The organism is Sphingobacterium sp. SYP-B4668, assembly GCF_027627455.1.
Lineage (GTDB): Bacteria > Bacteroidota > Bacteroidia > Sphingobacteriales > Sphingobacteriaceae > Sphingobacterium.
Genome location: NZ_CP115483.1, coordinates 3,555,355 through 3,573,727, shown reverse-complemented (window position 1 = coordinate 3,573,727; position 18,373 = coordinate 3,555,355). Strand labels below are relative to the sequence as shown.

Below are 18,373 nucleotides of genomic sequence, written 5' to 3'. Positions count from 1 at the left end.
ATAGCAGATTTGTGCGTTAAGAATTTGAAAGATTGAAAATGTTGCCTCCTTTTTTTATCTGATCAATGCTGTGCAGATAAGGCTCAGATAGGTAACGCGGCCGAAGTACGGGTGGAAGTATGAGTCCTCGGAGTGTCAATTCTTCTACAATAGGGATATAGTCTTCTCTGATTTTGCCGATAAGGAGAGAGGCTAGATCGCGTCCCTCTCGAATATATTGTATAATGCCCAATAATCCCTTGAGGTAGAGGGCATCTTTGGTGAGCCCACCACCTCGATATACACGGGTAGTGATGTGGAATGCTGTCTCTTCGTTGAAACTATATTGATCGACCAATAGAAAGAATGTGTCTGGAAATTTATGTCCGGCTAGCATATGGTGTACGGCAATAACCCTAGCTGCTATGATACGAAGTCGATCACGGGTAAGTTCGCCGACCATGTATTCAGCAAATACTGCGAGCCCTTCTTGCAGTTGCTCATATCCGGGAACACCGAGGCTGAAGAGTTTGAAAGGTTGAGATTTGCCGTTGAAATAGGTGACGATATGTGTGCCCACCTCATGTTGGATGAGAGCAACGGCTCTAGACCGTTCGATTTCGTAGTGTTTGCTGATATTGAGCACTCCGCGATTGACCATTATGCCTGATATATCTTCACGGATTCGTACACCGGTCTCTAGTGAAGGAAGTTGTTGTCTTAAATAGTGAAGCTCGTCTTTTGCGAGTTTAGCAAATTCGGTTGCGTTTAAAAATTCATTGTTATGTGGTGATCGTTGCTGGTTGTTTTCATAGACGATTAGGATAGCCTTTGCAGTCTCCAAAAGGTGGTCATTGACATTGCCAAATACTTGTAGGCTGCCATGCATAAAACCTTCATTTCCTCTATCAATCAGCATTGTCATCATCGCATCTAGTTCCTTTCGTTTGTCCCTGAAGAGATACGCTATTGTGGGATCGTCTAGATCCTCTATGCGTAGATTGTATAGATTTCGTTTGACTAACTCCGGATCTATTGGCATAGGTCTGTATCTAAATTTGGGGGTTTTGAGAAATTTATCTTTTTTAAACTGTAACCAAGCTTCTTGGGTATTGAGGGGGCTTACCAACAGTAGGAAATCAAATCGCTGACTTTCTGAAGCTAAGCTTTTGTCTATCTCCCAGACCAAGGGTTGCAGTTCGGTCGTGCTCAGCATTCTGAATTGAGAGACCTTTAATGAGGTGTGCAGGCGTACAAACTCCAAAAAGCTTTTGCGAAGACTTCGTGTGAACGTATCGCGGTAACTTCTTAGGATAAGGGGATAGGGTTTACCAGTCTTTAGCTCAATGTACTGTGGTTTGATAGCGATTCCCATATAGAGTAGCTGTTTGAACTCATCCATCAATGGATTAACCAGAGGCTTGGCATCGAATGGTTTTGGAAGTTTCGAATCCTTTTTGAGTGCTATGCTGAGTGGAAGTTGAAGGTCGTTGGATTTTAAGTCCTTGATAAATTTGTCTGCAATAGCCAATGCTGTTTTTTGAGCTATATGGATGGCAACATCTGTTTCCATATCATCTTCTTGCCACAGTTCGATTAATTGACAAGCACCGTATTCATCAATCAGTTGACGTACTATCGGTGAAACGATCTTGGTAAAATCCAATTCAGATTCTTTGCCAACTAGATAACAAGCTTCGGACTTGGCAAGGGCAGATAGCATCTGATCTTTACCCAAGGTAGGAATGCGATAAACCAATAGCAACGGTGTAATGCGTTTGAGGACTAATTTGCTGTCTTTGGAAAATTGAATATGAGCTGGCTCCTTCTGTTTTATGGAGGTGATGGCTTTGGCTATTTCTTTGCTATACTCCATATATAACGGACTGATTTAAATTTGTGTGTTGTAAAGAGGATGCTAATAATTGGCGAAACAATTCAATAGCCTGAGGATTGGGCACGCCGCTCCATTCATCCATGAAATCCTTTCTAAACTCTATGGAAAGTACGCATCCATGGGCGCCGTATTTGCTATTGATCCATTTAGAAAGGTATCCCCCTGAAAACTTCACGTTCTCCCGGATATCAATATTCCTACCAGCGAATTGCTTGCTGGAAATAAACTGCTTAAATGCGTCAATGACGGGATGCCATATCGAGCTGTTGTGGATGGTGCCGATATTGATTTGTGGATTAAGTGCGGTGTCGATAATCTCATTTGGACCTTCGCGCTTACTGTTGTAGCTGTGTATGTCGTAGACAATAAAATATCCGTATCGGTGGATGGTATCTTCTATGAGTAGAGATATCAGGCGTTGAATATAGCGATAGCTGTGCTGGATGCGTTCGATTATAGCTTTGGAAGGTAGATGTTTCCACACTTTAAGCCCCCAAGCTTGCTCGGGGTGAAGATAGATGGCATCCTGCAAGGCTCTATTCAGATCGACTTGAAATCGAGATGTTTTTACCACCAACCTGTTTGTGCCTATATCGGTCAACATACCTGTAAAAGGATCTTCTTCTCTTAATCTTTCTACTTCGGAGAGATTTATTAACGGAACAAGCTCATCTGCAATATCATGCCCATCGTGAATAGCCAATGCCCAGACGGGGCCTCCTTTTTCTTCTAGTAAATAGTGTATATCCATAGTGTGATGTCTGTGAGCACGGTGGCCTCTATCTAAAGAACAATTGTTCAGTAAAATGGTTTGGAGAGCGGGCAGAACTGACTTTTTGGAAATTTTTTTAAGTAATTTAGCCGATAATTTTAATATTTTGAATACTTTTAAACGAAAATATAGGACTATGTTTAGAAAAATATTTTATGTTACAGCACTTTTTCTTAGTTGCACGATACTAACTGGATGTTTGGATATCGTGGAGGAAATTGATTTGAAAACCAATGGGTCTGGTCAAATAAAGGCTACTCTTAACATGAGTAAGAGTAAGACGAAAGTTGCATCATTAATGATGCTCGATCAGGTGAATGGTATTAAAGTGCCGTCGAAAACGACTATTCAGAATGAAGTAAACGCTGTCGTTCGACTGTTAAAGCAGACTAATGGTATCTCGAATGTTGTCTCTCAATTAGATCTTAATAATTATATCGTCTCTATTAAATGTGATTTTAATGATGTCAAAGCTCTAAATGCATTCACAAAAACACTTTCGGAGCATTTTAAAATCAAGATATCTGGCAATACAAGTTATGCATATAGTCCAGGGACAAAGATTTTTGAACGTCAGTACAAATTTTCGCCAGAAGGAAAGAAGGAATTCGGAAAGCTGAATGCTGAAAACCAAAAATTATTTAATGATGCCTATTTTACCAGCATTTACCGTTTTTCTGAGCCAGTCAAGAAACAAGATAATAACCTAGCGAAACTCTCTTCTAATAAAAAAGCGGTTATGCTGAAGGCTGGCGTCATTGGGCTAGTCAACGGTCAGGTAAACTTGAGCAATCGTATTCAATTGAATTAACTAAGATTTTACTACAAAAATAATATCCTAATAAAATTATATATGAATATCAAATATGTATTGACGGCATTCCTGGGGTGCGTAGCGGCACTTAATTCTTATGCTCAGGACTTGATTCGTAAAGTGCCAACAGATGCAAACATTGTAGTCACTTTTGACTGCAAGCGCTTTTTTAACCTAGTGGAGGCGCAGGAATTTAATGCGACCCTCCAAAAATTGGGTTTCTTTGATAAGTTGAGTAAAAATGAACTAAATGGCATTAATAAAATTGAAGATATCGGATTAGACCTGACTGGAAAGGGGTATGTATTTAACCGAAAGACCGACAGCATTAATTACATCGGAGCATTAATCCCCTTGTCGGACGAGCAAAAGTTTAAATCTTTGATTCCTGCTCATAAGAAAATCCAAACAGTAGACGGTTTGCAGACTATCTATTCTGCTGATCGCTCTACGCGCATGAGCTGGGATCAGCAAGGGGTTTACATCATGACGGGTCTAATCACCGATGTTTTTTTCGAACGTGATTCGGTCGCTGATCATTATGGCTTACAAAGTCGGGGCTTAAATGGTATGTACGATACTGCAGTAGATGCTGCAGAGGCAATAGACAGTGCTTACTACGACGAGTATGAGGAAGATGAAGTAATAGATACCGTGGAAGAGATCGAGATACTCGAACCTCCCATTATTGATTCAATTTCGAAGGGTGCGGAGATAGATGCGCCACCGGTCGTGGTGGATGTAGAAGATTATCCTTCAATAGAAATTGATGGACCGGATTTGGATGCTGTAGAAGTCGATACTGCGGATGATTACTATTATCAAATGATTGTACACGATGATTCGATTAAGAATGCTTTGGTAAGTGAATGGGTCAATAAAGAACTAAGTGACTTGATAGCAACCCGTGGCGACAAGGGGTTTTCCGCGAAGGGCTATTCCAATAATTTGAAACCGAACGCAATAGCCAATCTTTGGGTGAGAAGCTTAGAGGGGTTATACAATGATTATTTCCCTACCTATCTCGTCCGAATGGCAACTGGATATGATCCCCAATTTAGATTTGGTTTTGGTGAGATTTCTATGGACTTGATTGTCGATAAAAATAAGCTGAAGATAGTTGGAGATATGGACGTGGACAAAGAAATTCTTGCAGATTACAAGGCGATTTATAAACGCAAAATCAATCCTAAATTCCTGAAGTTTGTAGACAAGGATGTCGTTGGTTTCTTGTCTTTTAATGTTAACACAGAAGGATACCTTAAGTTTATGCCCAAATTTACAGAACGTTATTATGCTTCGTTATTACCGAATTATAGCGACATTATTTCATTGGGAACGCTATTGTTTGATATTGCTCTTGACGAAAAAGCAATTGCTAAAGTGTTTAGTGGAGATAATTTGTTTGTGGTCAATGGTATTTCTAAACAAGTGGTTAAGTATAAGGACTATGAATATGATGACGACTATAATATGACTGAGGTTGAAAAGACGAAGACGGAGACTTTGCCTCAGTTTTTGTGGATGTTTTCTTCAGAAGATACCCGCATATTTGAACGTTTGCTTAAGCTTGGAGTAAAGGAGGAATTAGTGATTAATCACGATGGTGTTTATGAAGCCAAGGAAAAGGGAGGTAATGATATTAAAGTGTATTTTTTGATTAATGATGGTATTGTATTTATTGGGAATGACTTAGTAGAAATGCAGGATATCAAGGCCAACCGCATTCATCGTCAGCCTAATCCAGCTCATAGTAAGATGTTAAAACAAAATAATATGACGATGGTATTCAACGCTAATACAGTACCTACGTTGTTGAAGGATTTGGAGATTCCTATCGTTCCATCTATGAAAATGACAGTGGATGAGTTGGGACAATATGGTGACTTTTCAATCGTTTCGAAAGGAATAAAGGGGAATAAAGTATCGGCAGAGGTGTCTGTCGAATTTCCAAATACGGGACGTAATGCATTGGGGGTCTTGTTAGATTTGATTAATCGTCATCGCAAGGATTTGGAATAATGCAATCAAGATCAATTTGATGATGAGCGATTACTGCATGGAGTGGTCGCTCATCATTATTTAAAAAAAGAACATCATGAAAAGGATTTTAATGTGGATGTTGACCGTGATTGGCATTTTAGTGTTGGGCTGTTGGGCGTATTTAAGCTATCGGGAGTCGGATTCAAAACATGGATTGGTACATGCTCAAAGCCATGCCGTGATTGAAGTATCAATAGATGGTATGCTTGGTGCTATTGCTCGAAATGCAATGTTGAATCCTGGAACCTATTATAAGGGACGGCGCTCAATTGAATCGGATAGTGCTGGGTTAGGCATTGCCCAGTCCGGATGGGATTTTCCAGCGAATGTTTTCCTTTTTTCCTTGGAAGAGATGCCTCATCGTTTTTTTAGTGTTCAGTCGATTGGAAATTCCAAACAGTTTACCCAATATATTAAGCAACGGTTTTCCAAAAGCAATGATACCCTAATCCAAGGACAAAAGCTTCAATACGGTTTATCCGAGGATAGCAGATTTGCAGTTTTGTTCGATGAGCAGCAATTTGTTCTTTCTTTGGGAGTAGACCAGAAGTTACATTGGGAGATAATGGCAAATTGGTTGGCAGGTAATGAAAAAGCATTGGTAGAAGTGTCGTCGCTATCGTTGGACGGCTTTAAAAATGGAAAATCCGACATTACCTATCTCAATATGGTGGATCAAACCCGATTAGCCGTGACATTCCGCAATGGGCGAATCGACTTCGAAGGTGACGTAATCTCTCCATCTATTATAGGAGTCCGAGATGCGACTGCAAGACAATTGGACACGACTTCGGTGCTGTACGGTTGGTTGAACGCAGATCTCAGACCTTTGTTTAAAGGTTATAGCGAAACATTGCTTAAGTACGATGTCAATGCTGATTCGCTTGCAAAATATTACGGTGGATATGTTGATGTCCAATGGAAAAGTGATTTGGTGAAACAGATTGATACCATAGTGACTTACGATTTGGACGAAAACTTTGAAATGACCGAAAAAATGGAACGTCGGGAAGTTGAGGTGCCTCACCTCAATTTAGTTGTTAAGGCGTCGCCTCATATAGCAGGTTATCTACCTGAAAAGATGTTCTATAAGTTCAAAAAAAGTGTAAGCGGAGATTTGATAGCTCTGAATACCGGACCACAAATGATAATGGAGGATAAAAGGGCAGCATCACCATATTATGGTTATCTCTATGCAAAATTGGATAAGGCGTTACCGATATTGATGCCCAACAGGGAAGGAATAGACTGGGAAAAATTTCAAGTATTAGAAATAGGGATGAGTCGAGGAGTACAAGGAGAGTCTGTGATAACAGGGAAGTGTATACTACGCGATGCTACTATTCATGCATTGTACCAATTGCTCTAGTGTAAAAGGTAGTAAATAAAAATCCTCAAACACCGGGCGATGAATGAGGATTTACCAATTATTAACCTAAATTATGAAAAGTCATTTTATACACTATTATAACGGGGCTGCATTCGAGATAGTATGAGGGAAATGTTAAGATTATGTTAAAGCTTAGATTCTTATGCTACTGAAAACTTATCTCCTGCCTTCCTATTTTCTTAAAGGTCACCATATCGACCAGCATCCCTAGTTTTTGCTGATATACCATTGATATTCGATCTGAATTGTCTGTTTCAAAGAGTAGAGATTTTGCAATCGGGACACTGAAGGGGAGTGGCCATGCACGAAGTGATTTTGCTACGATATCCAGCGCATTGATAGCTTGCAAAGCATGTCCACCATCAGCCCAAGACACCATGCCAATCATTTTGTCCTGTAAATAAGGAATGGGTTCCTTTGCTGAAATTTCTAGCCAATCCAAACAGTTTTTCATTACTCCTGTCATGCTGCCATGATACAAAGGTGTCAACCAGATGTGTGCATCGGCTTCTCTAAACTGTTGGGCCATTACCTCTACAGCAATGGGGGTTTTAGAAAGCGTAAAATCAAATAGAGGTATGGCAGATCCTGCCAGATTGAATACGGTTGAATGGGCATCATGTTCCTGTATTTTTTGTTGTAGAAACTGAGTTATTTTGCTTGAAGTAGAGTTGGGACGGCGTTCCAGAGCTCCATTAAAGATTAGTACATTCATGTTGTAAAGCTAATTTTTGTAGATGACTTTGGGCATACCTACTTCTCCATATAGAAGAGTAGATACTATTGGTAACAGTTTTTGCGTGATGACAATAAATATGTTTTCGGGTACTTGAATGTCATTTTTGATACTTACTTTTTTACCGCTTAAGTAGCCGAAGTCCTGTTTTCTAATATTTTGGATCCAGATATTCTCGTAATGTGATTTGGGGTCGCCAAATTGTATGCTTATGCTATAGGGTGATAACTTCTGTGTGATTAGCATATACGCCCACTGTGGGACGATGGCTTCTGAGGAGCAATATATAGATACCATTTTGTCTCGAAATGAGAACGTATCAAATTTGCTCAAAGCTTCTTTGAATTCCTTTTCTCTAAGCATAAGTCCCTTATAAAGCATATCTTTTAAATCAATATCTATAAAGGTATCTGTGGGGGCATAGTCCTGAAGGTCTAATCCTATAATCCCTGATAATTGAACCTTATTAACAATGAAATCGTTCATATTTACTTTCTTTGATGTACATGATAATTGGATTCTACTGCTTTCCAATCCAATACTTCCCAAAAAGAGCTGATATATGCAGCACGTTTATTCTGATATTGCAAATAATAAGCGTGTTCCCATACATCTAATCCTAAAATTGGAAATCCGCGATCGGTACTATTGATATCCATAATAGGGTTATCCTGATTGGGGGTAGAACAGATTGCTAGACTTCCATTGTATTTGACATACAACCATACCCAACCTGAACCAAAGCGCGTCAATGCCAATTGTTCAAATTGATTCTTGAACGCATCTAGTGAACCCCATGTGGCGATAAGAGCATCTTGAAGTGTGCCGGTGGGTGTTTTTTCGGGTGTTGCTGAAAGAATTTTCCAAAACAAGTCGTGGTTGTAGTGTCCACCAGCATTGTTGCGAATGGAGGCAGGGTAATTGCTGATATTTTCCAATAAAGTTACTAGTTTTAGACTTTCGGCATCCGTATCAGTAATAGCTTTGTTGAGATTGTCGACATATGCTTGATGATGTCTGTCGTGATGGATTTCCATGGTAGCCTTGTCTATGAAGGGTTCGAGTGCATCATATGAGTAGGGCAATACTGCTAATTGATAAGCCATAATTTTAGTATTTTTGTGAATGTATGACAAAGGTATTAACTTTGTGTATTAAACCAAATAATTACTTTGTTTATTATGGATAATAATCTGCCGGATAATGAAAAATCACTTTGGATTCTCAAGACCAAGGGAGCTCTTCCTTTATCTCGATTAGCGCAAGAAATGGGCGTAACGAATGAGGGAGCCCGGTTTCATCTTTTAAAATTGGCAAATGAAGGGCTAGTGGAGTGCACCGCAGAAGCTAAGGGACGTGGGCGCCCCCAGCAAATATGGTCATTGACCGGTAAAGGGCATTCGAGATTTCCAGACTGCCATGCAGAGTTGACCGTACATCTGATTCGTACCATTCGTGATACCTTGGGGGATAAGGCATTGCAAAAAATCGTGAAAGCGAATGGTGTGGAAGTTTTCGAACGTTACACTAATGAACTAGTGGGGACGAGGGAGCTGGAAGAAAAGATTGGGATACTCACGGCTATCAGAAAGAGAGAAGGGTATATGGCGGAGTATAAAAAAGAAGACGATGGTAGCTATCTGCTTGTGGAGAATCATTGTCCTATTTGTGCAGCAGCTTCCGAATGCCAGGGGTTTTGTGAGAGTGAACTCAATATTTTTCGTACACTTCTTGGCGCTCAGGTGCATGTGGAAAGGCTGAGTCATATCGTGTCTGGAGCACGCCGATGTGCATATGCAATAAAAGCGGTTTCAGAATAGTCTGATAATTTGGGATTTTGATAGCTGTATACAGCTTGTTTTTGGCTTAATAGGGTTGTCGTATTTTTTACTAAAGGTAAATCTTTAGCAAACTACGTAGCAATAATACCTCAATTTGTTAGCACTATGCGGTAGTGCTAACAAATTTTATAATGTAGGCTATGAATTTTGCCCGATAATACTCCATATAAATAATAGTGCTTCTTTTAGCTCTCTTATTTAGTTTAAACGCTCATGATTATTATCATCAATATCTTTTTGAGCTAAGAGGGAGCGGTCTACATTGAGTATATGACTTTGGGCCGCGTACTTCTTGTCATTAGCATATATATAGAGCAAAGTCCCATTCTTTATCGTATTAATGATGGGTTTATTTAGTTCTCTGGGTAATGCTGGACACCCATAGCTCCTTCCTAGTCGCCCTGTAGCTGATATAATCTTCTCACTACAATAGTCAGCACCATGCATAACAACGGCTCTGGATTTCGCTCGATCATTAATGCCCGCTTCAAGTCCATTAAGTACTAGTGAATATCCATTACCGCCTTGATAGGTAGCCTCAGTTTCGTAAAAACCAAGAGAACTCTGATAGGAGTTGGTTCTATTTGAAAAACTTGTAGCGAATTTCTGACCACTGTTACGACCGTGGGAAACCAAGCTATGAAATAGTAGCTTTTTATTCTTTAGGTCTAATACATACAATCTCTTTTCAGTAGAGGGCAGACTAAAGTCTATTACCGTAATGGTATCCTTATTATCAAGAGAAAGCAGATTGCGACCTTGGAGAGCCTGTTCAAAAGCTTCGAATTTGAGAATAGAATCAAGATGCATCTGGTGATACATCTCTTCTATAGGGGAAACATTCTTTTTTGCGTTATTTGCAATTGTTTTTTTTTCTATTTTTTTACTTGTTATCAAAGGATTTGAAGAAGTAAATAATATTAAAGAGAAAATATACATTAATCTAACCATATCTAAAATCACTATTTTCCACTACAAAAGTAGCAATAATATGATTACCAGACTGTTAAAAAACGTTAATCTATTACAATCACTAAAGCTCGGAATGGTTTTGCCCAATCGTATATAAATTTTGCATGTGAGGAAGCATTCCTTACACACATATGTGAGCGTGGCGTAGTGCCCAGTGTAGAGCTAAATTCAATAATGCTTCCCTTTGGATTATTGATGGGTACCCCGTGTATGTATGCTCCATTTGTGAAGCGGCTTGCATACGGTGCAAATCCTTCTATTACCGTGGTGCCGTCACCGTAATAGAACATTTTAGATTTTTGCTCTTGAATCAAAAATAGCCCAGTGGGTGTTTCTTGAGCGTGTGGAGGTTTGTGGCGGCCTGAAGTAGCTGGGTTCATGCTCCTGATTTTCCAGTTCTTACCTGTTCCCTCCAACGTACATATATTCTGATTTTTTACATCAACGACAACGATATGATTCCATTTGATAGTATCCCCAATTGCTTTTACATAGCGCTTGGGCACGTCCCAGTTTCCGTCAAAGGATACGCCCTCAACTTTGACCATAGCCAAGGTATCACTACTTAATAATTTGACAAGGGAGCCATCTCTTCCATAAAGAATAGGCTGTTTGGTTTCTCCCTCCTCATAAAGTGGGGCCGATTGGTAGCGCTCCACTCCAAGGGTATCTGATACCCTAGTATAGGCATTACGTCTAAAGTTTTTCACGACCGGAGCTTCACGATTTCTATTTTTATAATTCTGAAGTACTGCATAGGAGCCGCCTAGCGTCTGAAAATTTTCAACGTACGCAATCTTTTCCTTAATTTTTTCCCATTGAAATTCCCTTGTTGTATCCTTATAAGGATAGCGATCTTCCAGAGTGTGCTTATCGTATGAAAAGTCTTTTTCTAATTGTATGTCGTTAGCTGTTAGGGGTTTTAGTTTCTCTTTTTCCTTTGTTTTGGAGATGCTGTCTAACGAGTTCGCTCGATGATCTGTTGTTTTTTGAGTTGTAGTAGTTTTGTCGTTGCAGGATGCAAGTGTAAAAGAGCATATAATGAATGCAAAGTATTTCAATCTCATAGTGTACAACAGCGGTTAATATTTTATTATCTGTAATTTACTTTATCCTAGCAAGCTAAAGTAGATTTTTCTTATTTCAAAGGAAAATCTTTTTTTACTAAAACAAGATACAGCATTCGTGCCAAATTTGTTGGACTGCTGTCAATTTTATTTTTTTAAGTATACTACTGGAGCATTTGTCGTATAGGATCCAGTATAGTGGTCAAGATTCTTTCGCAGACTATATAGCTATAATTGCATATAAAAGCAAATTTATTTAAGTTTGAGCAGAATATTGAAAAATGATGGTTCTTGGGCAATCCTTATACTGCTTAATATCCAAATTGAATCGGTGGCTAGGATTAAGTATCCCTAGATACGATATCATCGAGTTCGAAATAGAATGTTATTCGCGAGCAACTATACTAAAGTAATTAATAATACATATAACACATACCCATGGAACTACTGTATACAGGTAAGACAAAAAATGTTTATAAACTAGGGAATTACGAAGTCCTTTTGCAATTTAAAGATGATGTAACGGGCGAAAACGGGGTGTTCGACCCAGGCGCTAATACTGTTGGCTTAACGATTGAAGGGGCTGGGAAATCCGGGCTTAGGATGACCAAGCACTTTTTTGAATTAATCAATAGCCTTGGTGGAGAGACACATTATATCGATGCTGATTTAGATAATGTCAGTATGACGGTACGGGATGCGCAGGTGTTTGGCAAGGGCTTGGAAGTGATTTGTCGATATCGTGCCGTAGGTAGTTTTTTAAGACGTTACGGAATGTATTGTCAAGAAGGGCAGGCTTTGGATGCATTTGTGGAAGTCACCATTAAGGACGACGAACGTGGCGATCCTACAATCTCTGAAGACGCATTGACTATGTTAGGTATTCTTACAAAGGAGGAATATCAAATATTGGTTGGGCAGACAAAGAAAATCTGCGACATAATTAGAGATGAGTTAGCGACAAAGGGATTGGAATTGTATGATATCAAACTTGAATTTGGTAGAGACAAAGAGACGAATAAAATCTTGTTAATTGATGAGATTTCCGGCGGTAATATGCGTGTCTACAAAGAAGGTGAATACATTACACCTTTAGTTTTGGAAAAAGCCTTTTTAGGGTAAAACTTATCACAAACGGCCATATAAATAGCCCGGGCTTTTGAAGTCCGGGCCGTCTTTTTTATTCTATATTATTTGCACCAGTTATACTTGATCGGACAAATAACTCAATTAGTTATATAACGTAAACTAGCATAGTCCTAGTATAAGGATGAAGCAAAAAAGACATCTTTTTAGAGTAAGCTTATCATAGGTAAATATCTAGAAATATTGTTATCTACGATTATCTATACCTGCATGATATTGGTAATTTCGGTTTCAAGAAAATCAAAAAGAGGTTTGATAATGATGATAAAATTCAATCCGCAGGTAATCAAAAAAGGAATTTTGGATTGAAGTTTGGAAATAATAGACGAAACTGTGTGGTATGGATATCTTTCATTCCAACGAATAATATCTTCTAATAATAAGAGTGCCTTTCGAAATACATCATGATTTGCTTTTACTTTCGAAGAGTCATCTTCACTACTGAATAATCCAGCACTTTCAGCTAAATAGACCAAATCCTGCGTGGTCTTATTTAGAACTTTACGTTTTATGCGAGTGGAGCCAGAACTGCTTTGTGTAACATTGCTAAATCCAATTTTAAAAGCAATCCCCCAATGATAAAACACATTGATAAAAAGAGCTGCAAAATTGGTCTCGGCATCATCCTGTGAACTGTCTTTGATATGACCCTTTACGATAGATTCTTGTAGTAGCGTATCCCCAGCTGACTTTGCTATCTGATAGTATTCGTACCAATCCATGGATCGGTCGAATGCCCCATATGAAACATTGTGATGATGATTGGAAGAATCTAAACTTTTTGTAAACATAGTTCTTAATCAAAGTAAGGTTGAAGTTGGTTGTTGTTTACTAATTTACATTTTATTCTTAATAAGTTTATGCCTAATTAAATAATTATTTTCCCTTTAGGTCTAGGTAGGTTGTTGGTCGTATCCCAGGAGGACATTAGTATCACTCTTTTTTACAAAGAATAGTTCTAATATTTAATGGAAATCAGCGATATGGGAATAAAAATGGGGCCTCTCTAGAGAAGACCCCATATGTTATAGTTGTGTAAAAATGGTCTAATTACTGTTTGTTGGACCAGCCACCTCCGAGTGAGCGATATAGATTCACGACTGCCACAAGTTCGGCTTTTTTGAGTTGTGCGAGTTCCAATTCGCTCTGGAGGACATTACTTTGAGCGCTGATGACTTCAAGGTAAGTTGCCATTCCTGTTTCAAATAGGAGATCAGCGTGTTGTGTGGCTCGCTGCAGTCTCTTTGTTCGACCTAGCGCAATGTGGTGCTTTTCTTTGAGCTTCTCAATGGATATCAATGCATCCGAAACCTCACCCACCGCATTGATGACTGATTGCCTGAATACAACAATACTTTTCTCTTGTTCAATAACAGCAAGTTCGTACTGCGTTTTGAGTTGTCTACGTTGTAGTAGCGGTTGGGTAAGACTCCCAGTCACAGCCCCAAATAAGGAGGCAGGAATGTTGAACCAATTACTTGCTTTGAATGCATTTACACCAGCTTCTGCACTGATCACCAGTGAAGGATACATTTTGGCTCTTGCGGATTGCTGATAAGCGAGTGCCTCCGTCACAGCTAATTCGGCCTGTTTGACGTCTGGTCTTCTACCTAACAGTTGCGCGGGAATCCCGGCATGCATTTGGTCAGGTAATACGACATTATTTAGCTTTTCTTGGATTTGTATTTTCTGGGGTAGCTTCCCACTAAGGATGCTGATTGCATTTTCTTGAATCTGAATCTGTTGTTCAAAATCGGGAATTAATGCGGCCGCCGCTAATTTTTGTGCTGTCACTTGTTCTACAGCCAATAGGCTAATATCTCCAACGTCATACTGATGTTGAACTATGCGAAGGGTGCTGTCGCTGAGGTTCAGATTCTGGATAGCGATCTCATGAAGTTGGTAAAGCATGAGCAACTGGTAGTAGCCTTGGGCAACCTGAGCAACTAGTTGTGTCTGGACTGCTTTTTTAGCTTCAGCTGTCTGGAGATAACGGGCAAGTGCTGCTGCATTTTGATTGCGTATCTTACCCCATATATCGGCTTCCCAGGAAAGTGATAGCGCGGCATTATAGTCTTCGATATGATTTTGTTTCAAAAATTCGCCAAGACTAAGGCCATTCAAGCTATTGTTTGAGGGATTGGTGCTATTGGCGTTGACTTGAAGTTGCAAACTTGGTAAATATGCAGCTTTTGCTTGTCGTATCATCAATTGTGATGCTTCAATATTTTTGACAGCGAGCTGCATATCCATGTTTTGACGGATTGCCGTATCGATGAGCTCCTTTAAAATAGTGTCGTGAAAAAAGTCCTGCCATGGAACATCTGCTAGATTGGTAGCAGAATCCATCTTTTCATTCCCTCTATATTGTTCAGGAAAGGGGGGATGCAAGCTGTTTTCTATCCTTTTGGTTTGACAAGACAATACGACTATTGTGGATAGAAATAACAGGATAACGATGTTGATTTTTATATTCATGAGTGTGATTTTTTTGCCCCTCTCTATTTATGCATTATTGTGAACTTGTGCGATTGCTGGTGTACGTGTTTCCGTTGAAACGACCTGATTTTCATTTTTCATAGCGGGTCCCCCTGATAAGCTTTCATGTAGATATTGAAAGATAATGAAGAGTATCGGAATGATGAATAGCCCTAATACAACACCAGATAACATGCCTCCTGCAGCTGCGATACTGATGGAGTGATTCCCTTGGGCGGATGGACCTACCGCTCCCATCATGGGTATCATACCAACAATGAATGCAAGAGAGGTCATGATGATTGGGCGTAATCTTAATTTGGCAGCTTCGAGGGCAGCATGTGCAATGGTGTCTCCACGCTTACGGCCTTGAATTGCAAATTCTACAATTAAGATGGCGTTCTTAGCCAATAAACCTATCAGCATGACTAAGGCGACTTGTACATAGATATTATTGGAAATACCGGTCAGTCCGATTGCGGCGAATACACCAAATATTCCTGTGGGAATGGAAAGAATGACTGCTAGGGGTATAATATAACTTTCGTATTGTGCTGCTAAGAGGAAATACACGAAAATAAGACACAAGATAAAGATGAGTGTGGATTGACCTCCTGATACAATTTCCTCTTTGGTCATTCCTGAAAATTCATAAGTATAACCTGTAGGGAGATGTTGGCTGGCTACTTCCTCTACAGCTCGAATGGCATCACCGGAACTAAATCCTGGTTTAGGAATAGCATTTATTCCTATTGAATTGAAAAGATTATAACGTGAAGCGGTCTCGGGGCCATAGACTCGTTCCAATTTAACGAGTGTATTGATTGGGACCATATCGCCGCTTCGATTTTTTACATAGATACCATCCATGGATGAAGGCTCGGTACGATTTGGGATATCTGCTTGGACCATAACACGATAATACTTTCCAAACCTATTGAAATCTGAGGCTTGTGCACTGCCGAAATACGCTTGCATCGTCTGTAGAATATCTTTTGTATTGACCCCTAGTTGTTCGGCCTTAATGTCATCTACCTGAAGTTCATATTGTGGATAGTCTGCTTTGAATGTAGTAAAGGCCATTAGAATTTCGGGACGTCGCATTAATTGTCCAATAAAGCCTTGTCCTATTTCACTGAATTTGTTCAATTGACCTCCAGTGCGATCTTGTAATACCATATCTAAGCCGTCAACATTACTAAATCCTGGGACTGTAGGGAAAGTAAATACAAAGAAATTTGCTCCTTTTATGTTCGCTAGTTTTTGATTAACATCACTCATGATAGCATTAATATCTTTGATATCGCCGCGCTCTTTATGGGATTTGAGTAATATGAAAGCAACACCTGCAGAAGGGCTAGTAGATTGGGTCAAGATGTTGAAACCTGCCAACACATTTAACGTCTTTGTGAAGGGTGCTGTTTGCAATTGTTTTTCAGCCTCTCGTAGCGCTTCGGAAGTTCGGTCAAGTGAAGCACCGGCCGGCATGGAAAGTGATATGGCAATAAAACCCTGGTCTTCAGATGGAATAAATCCAGTAGGTGTTTTGCGAATCATTACCAGTGTCAAAACGAGGATTACAGCTAGGGCAGATAGGGCTACCCATTTATGTCGAACGAGAAATCCGAGACTACCTACGTAATTTTTGGTCAGTCTATCAAAACCGACATTGAATCCTGTGAAGAATTTTTCTTTAAAACTTATTTTTTTTACCTCATTGGCCGAATGATGTGATGGTTTAAGAAATAGAGCGCAGAGGGCAGGACTCAGTGTCAATGCATTGATGGCTGAAATAACAATGGCAATGGCTAAAGTAAATGCAAATTGACGATAAAATACACCCGTGGATCCTTCCATAAAACCAATAGGGAGAAAGACGGCTGACATGACCAATGTAATGGAGATTATTGCACCTGTAATCTCGCTCATGGCGGATGTGGTGGCTAATTTTGGAGGTAGATGAGCGTGTTGCATTTTGGAATGTACTGCTTCCACCACCACAATTGCATCATCCACTACAATGCCAATGGCCAGCACCAAAGCAAATAAGGTAAGTAAATTGATTGAAAAGCCAAAAAGCTGCATAAAAAAGAAAGTTCCAATGATAGCTACCGGAACTGCAATAGCGGGTATCAAGGTTGATCTAAAATCTTGGAGAAAGAGAAAAACCACTAAAAAGACTAAAAGGAAAGCTTCAATAAGGGTATGTTTGACTTGATCTATGGATTGATCTAATGCATCTTTAGTATTGTAAAGGACGAGGTACTTGACTCCTTTTGGAAAGTTAAGGGAGGCTTTTTCCATGAATTCTTGAATGGCAATTTGAATTTCATTCGCATTCGAGCCTGCTAGTTGCATAACGCCAATATTCAAGCCAGCTTTTCCATCTATACGAGTGTGACTGGCATAGGTATAAGATCCCAGTTCAATGCGAGCTACATCTTTAAGCCTGAGAATCGACCCATCAACATTTGAACGGATGATTATGTTTTCATAATCGCTAGGTTGGTTTAATTTTCCTTTGTATTTAATAACAAATTCGAACGCCTCTTTACTGCTCTCTCCAAATTTCCCTGGTGCTGCCTCCACGTTTTTATCCTGAATGGCGGCCATCACTTCTGCTGGAGTCAGTTTGTAACTTGCCATTTGATTTGGGTCCAACCATACCCGCATAGAATAGTCTTTACTTCCACCGAAAGGAAGTGCTTGTCCGACTCCTGGGATACGTTTAAGTTCGGGTATTATATTAATTTGAGCATAGTTGGTGATAAATGTTTGGTCGTATTTGCTTTCGTCTTCTGTATACAGATCCAGCACCATGATTAGGCTGTTTTGCTGCTTTGCTGTCGTGATTCCTGCTTGTATGACCTCTGTAGGAAGTTGACTCGTAGCTTGTGAAACTCTATTTTGCACATTTACTGCTGCTTGGTCAGGGTCAGTTCCTAGTTTAAAATATACGGTTATCATCAATGATCCATCATTGCTGGCGGTCGAGCTCATGTAGCTCATGTTTTCTACCCCATTTATGGATTCTTCTAAAGAAGGAGCCACCGCTCGGAGTACTGTCTCGGCGTTAGCGCCTGGATACAGGGCTGTCACTTGTACTGCAGGAGGAGCAATGTCGGGAAATTGCTGTAAAGGGAGTTTCAAAATCCCAATAATACCGAGTATGACCAGTAATATGGATATAACAGTAGCCAGTACAGGTTTTTCTATAAATTTTTGGAGCATTGTTTTT

The 18,373-nt window shown here is 39.7% G+C and carries 15 protein-coding genes; 5 read left to right on the top strand and 10 right to left on the bottom strand.

The window, feature by feature from the left end:
- Window positions 1–16 precede the first annotated feature (16 nt).
- Together OQ289_RS14745 and OQ289_RS14740 are read right to left on the bottom strand one after the other, a co-directional pair.
- Complete coding sequence (locus tag OQ289_RS14745) at window positions 17–1,855, bottom strand: flavohemoglobin expression-modulating QEGLA motif protein (RefSeq protein ID WP_270087622.1); 1,839 nt, start codon at window positions 1,853–1,855, stop codon at window positions 17–19.
- The gene (locus tag OQ289_RS14740) at window positions 1,845–2,627 is read right to left on the bottom strand and encodes an N-formylglutamate amidohydrolase (protein WP_270087621.1); all 783 of its coding nucleotides are present in this window, start codon (window positions 2,625–2,627) and stop codon (window positions 1,845–1,847) included. Before OQ289_RS14740 ends, OQ289_RS14745 begins: the two co-directional genes overlap by 11 nt.
- A 157-nt stretch (window positions 2,628–2,784) precedes the next feature.
- Here OQ289_RS14740 and OQ289_RS14735 point away from each other — a divergent pair, with 157 nt between their 5' ends.
- From OQ289_RS14735 to OQ289_RS14725, 3 genes are all read left to right on the top strand, one after another.
- Window positions 2,785–3,459, top strand: a complete 675-nt coding sequence (locus tag OQ289_RS14735) for a hypothetical protein (RefSeq protein ID WP_270087620.1) — start codon at window positions 2,785–2,787, stop codon at window positions 3,457–3,459.
- Between the two features lie 42 nt (window positions 3,460–3,501).
- A complete protein-coding gene (locus OQ289_RS14730) occupies window positions 3,502–5,484 on the top strand; it encodes a hypothetical protein (protein ID WP_270087619.1) in 1,983 nt (660 codons plus the stop codon).
- A 76-nt stretch (window positions 5,485–5,560) separates the two neighbouring features.
- A complete protein-coding gene (locus OQ289_RS14725) occupies window positions 5,561–6,874 on the top strand; it encodes an acyl carrier protein (RefSeq protein ID WP_270087618.1) in 1,314 nt (437 codons plus the stop codon).
- A 166-nt stretch (window positions 6,875–7,040) separates the two neighbouring features.
- Here OQ289_RS14725 and OQ289_RS14720 read toward each other — a convergent pair whose 3' ends face one another.
- The 3 genes from OQ289_RS14720 to OQ289_RS14710 are packed head-to-tail and all read right to left on the bottom strand — an operon-like array spanning window position 7,041 to window position 8,737.
- Window positions 7,041–7,610, bottom strand: coding sequence for an NADPH-dependent FMN reductase (locus OQ289_RS14720; protein WP_270087617.1), 570 nt, complete (start codon window positions 7,608–7,610; stop codon window positions 7,041–7,043).
- A 9-nt stretch (window positions 7,611–7,619) separates the two neighbouring features.
- A complete protein-coding gene (locus tag OQ289_RS14715) occupies window positions 7,620–8,117 on the bottom strand; it encodes a DUF2480 family protein (RefSeq protein WP_270087616.1) in 498 nt (165 codons plus the stop codon).
- A gap of 2 nt (window positions 8,118–8,119) precedes the next feature.
- Window positions 8,120–8,737, bottom strand: coding sequence for a superoxide dismutase (locus OQ289_RS14710; protein WP_270087615.1), 618 nt, complete (start codon window positions 8,735–8,737; stop codon window positions 8,120–8,122).
- Window positions 8,738–8,812: 75 nt separating this feature from the next.
- Here OQ289_RS14710 and OQ289_RS14705 point away from each other — a divergent pair, with 75 nt between their 5' ends.
- The gene (locus tag OQ289_RS14705) at window positions 8,813–9,451 is read left to right on the top strand and encodes a helix-turn-helix transcriptional regulator (protein WP_270087614.1); all 639 of its coding nucleotides are present in this window, start codon (window positions 8,813–8,815) and stop codon (window positions 9,449–9,451) included.
- A 219-nt stretch (window positions 9,452–9,670) separates the two neighbouring features.
- Here OQ289_RS14705 and OQ289_RS14700 read toward each other — a convergent pair whose 3' ends face one another.
- Complete coding sequence (locus tag OQ289_RS14700; protein WP_033562976.1) at window positions 9,671–10,423, bottom strand: murein L,D-transpeptidase catalytic domain family protein; 753 nt, start codon at window positions 10,421–10,423, stop codon at window positions 9,671–9,673.
- A gap of 65 nt (window positions 10,424–10,488) precedes the next feature.
- Window positions 10,489–11,511, bottom strand: coding sequence for a L,D-transpeptidase (locus OQ289_RS14695; RefSeq protein WP_270087613.1), 1,023 nt, complete (start codon window positions 11,509–11,511; stop codon window positions 10,489–10,491).
- Between the two features lie 438 nt (window positions 11,512–11,949).
- On the opposite strand from OQ289_RS14695, the gene OQ289_RS14690 reads away from it, so the two are divergent.
- Entirely contained in the window at window positions 11,950–12,633 is a 684-nt protein-coding gene (locus OQ289_RS14690) for a phosphoribosylaminoimidazolesuccinocarboxamide synthase (protein ID WP_270087612.1), read from the top strand.
- Window positions 12,634–12,857: 224 nt separating this feature from the next.
- Here OQ289_RS14690 and OQ289_RS14685 read toward each other — a convergent pair whose 3' ends face one another.
- The 3 genes from OQ289_RS14685 to OQ289_RS14675 form a co-directional block, all read right to left on the bottom strand.
- Window positions 12,858–13,448, bottom strand: coding sequence for a hypothetical protein (locus OQ289_RS14685; RefSeq protein WP_270087611.1), 591 nt, complete (start codon window positions 13,446–13,448; stop codon window positions 12,858–12,860).
- Window positions 13,449–13,707: 259 nt separating this feature from the next.
- Window positions 13,708–15,135: an efflux transporter outer membrane subunit gene (locus OQ289_RS14680; protein ID WP_270087610.1), complete on the bottom strand. Its 1,428-nt coding sequence runs from the start codon at window positions 15,133–15,135 to the stop codon at window positions 13,708–13,710.
- 27 nt (window positions 15,136–15,162) lie between these two features.
- Window positions 15,163–18,366 (bottom strand): efflux RND transporter permease subunit, encoded by a 3,204-nt coding sequence (locus tag OQ289_RS14675; protein WP_270087609.1) that lies wholly within the window; start codon window positions 18,364–18,366, stop codon window positions 15,163–15,165.
- Between the last annotated feature and the right edge of the window lie 7 nt (window positions 18,367–18,373).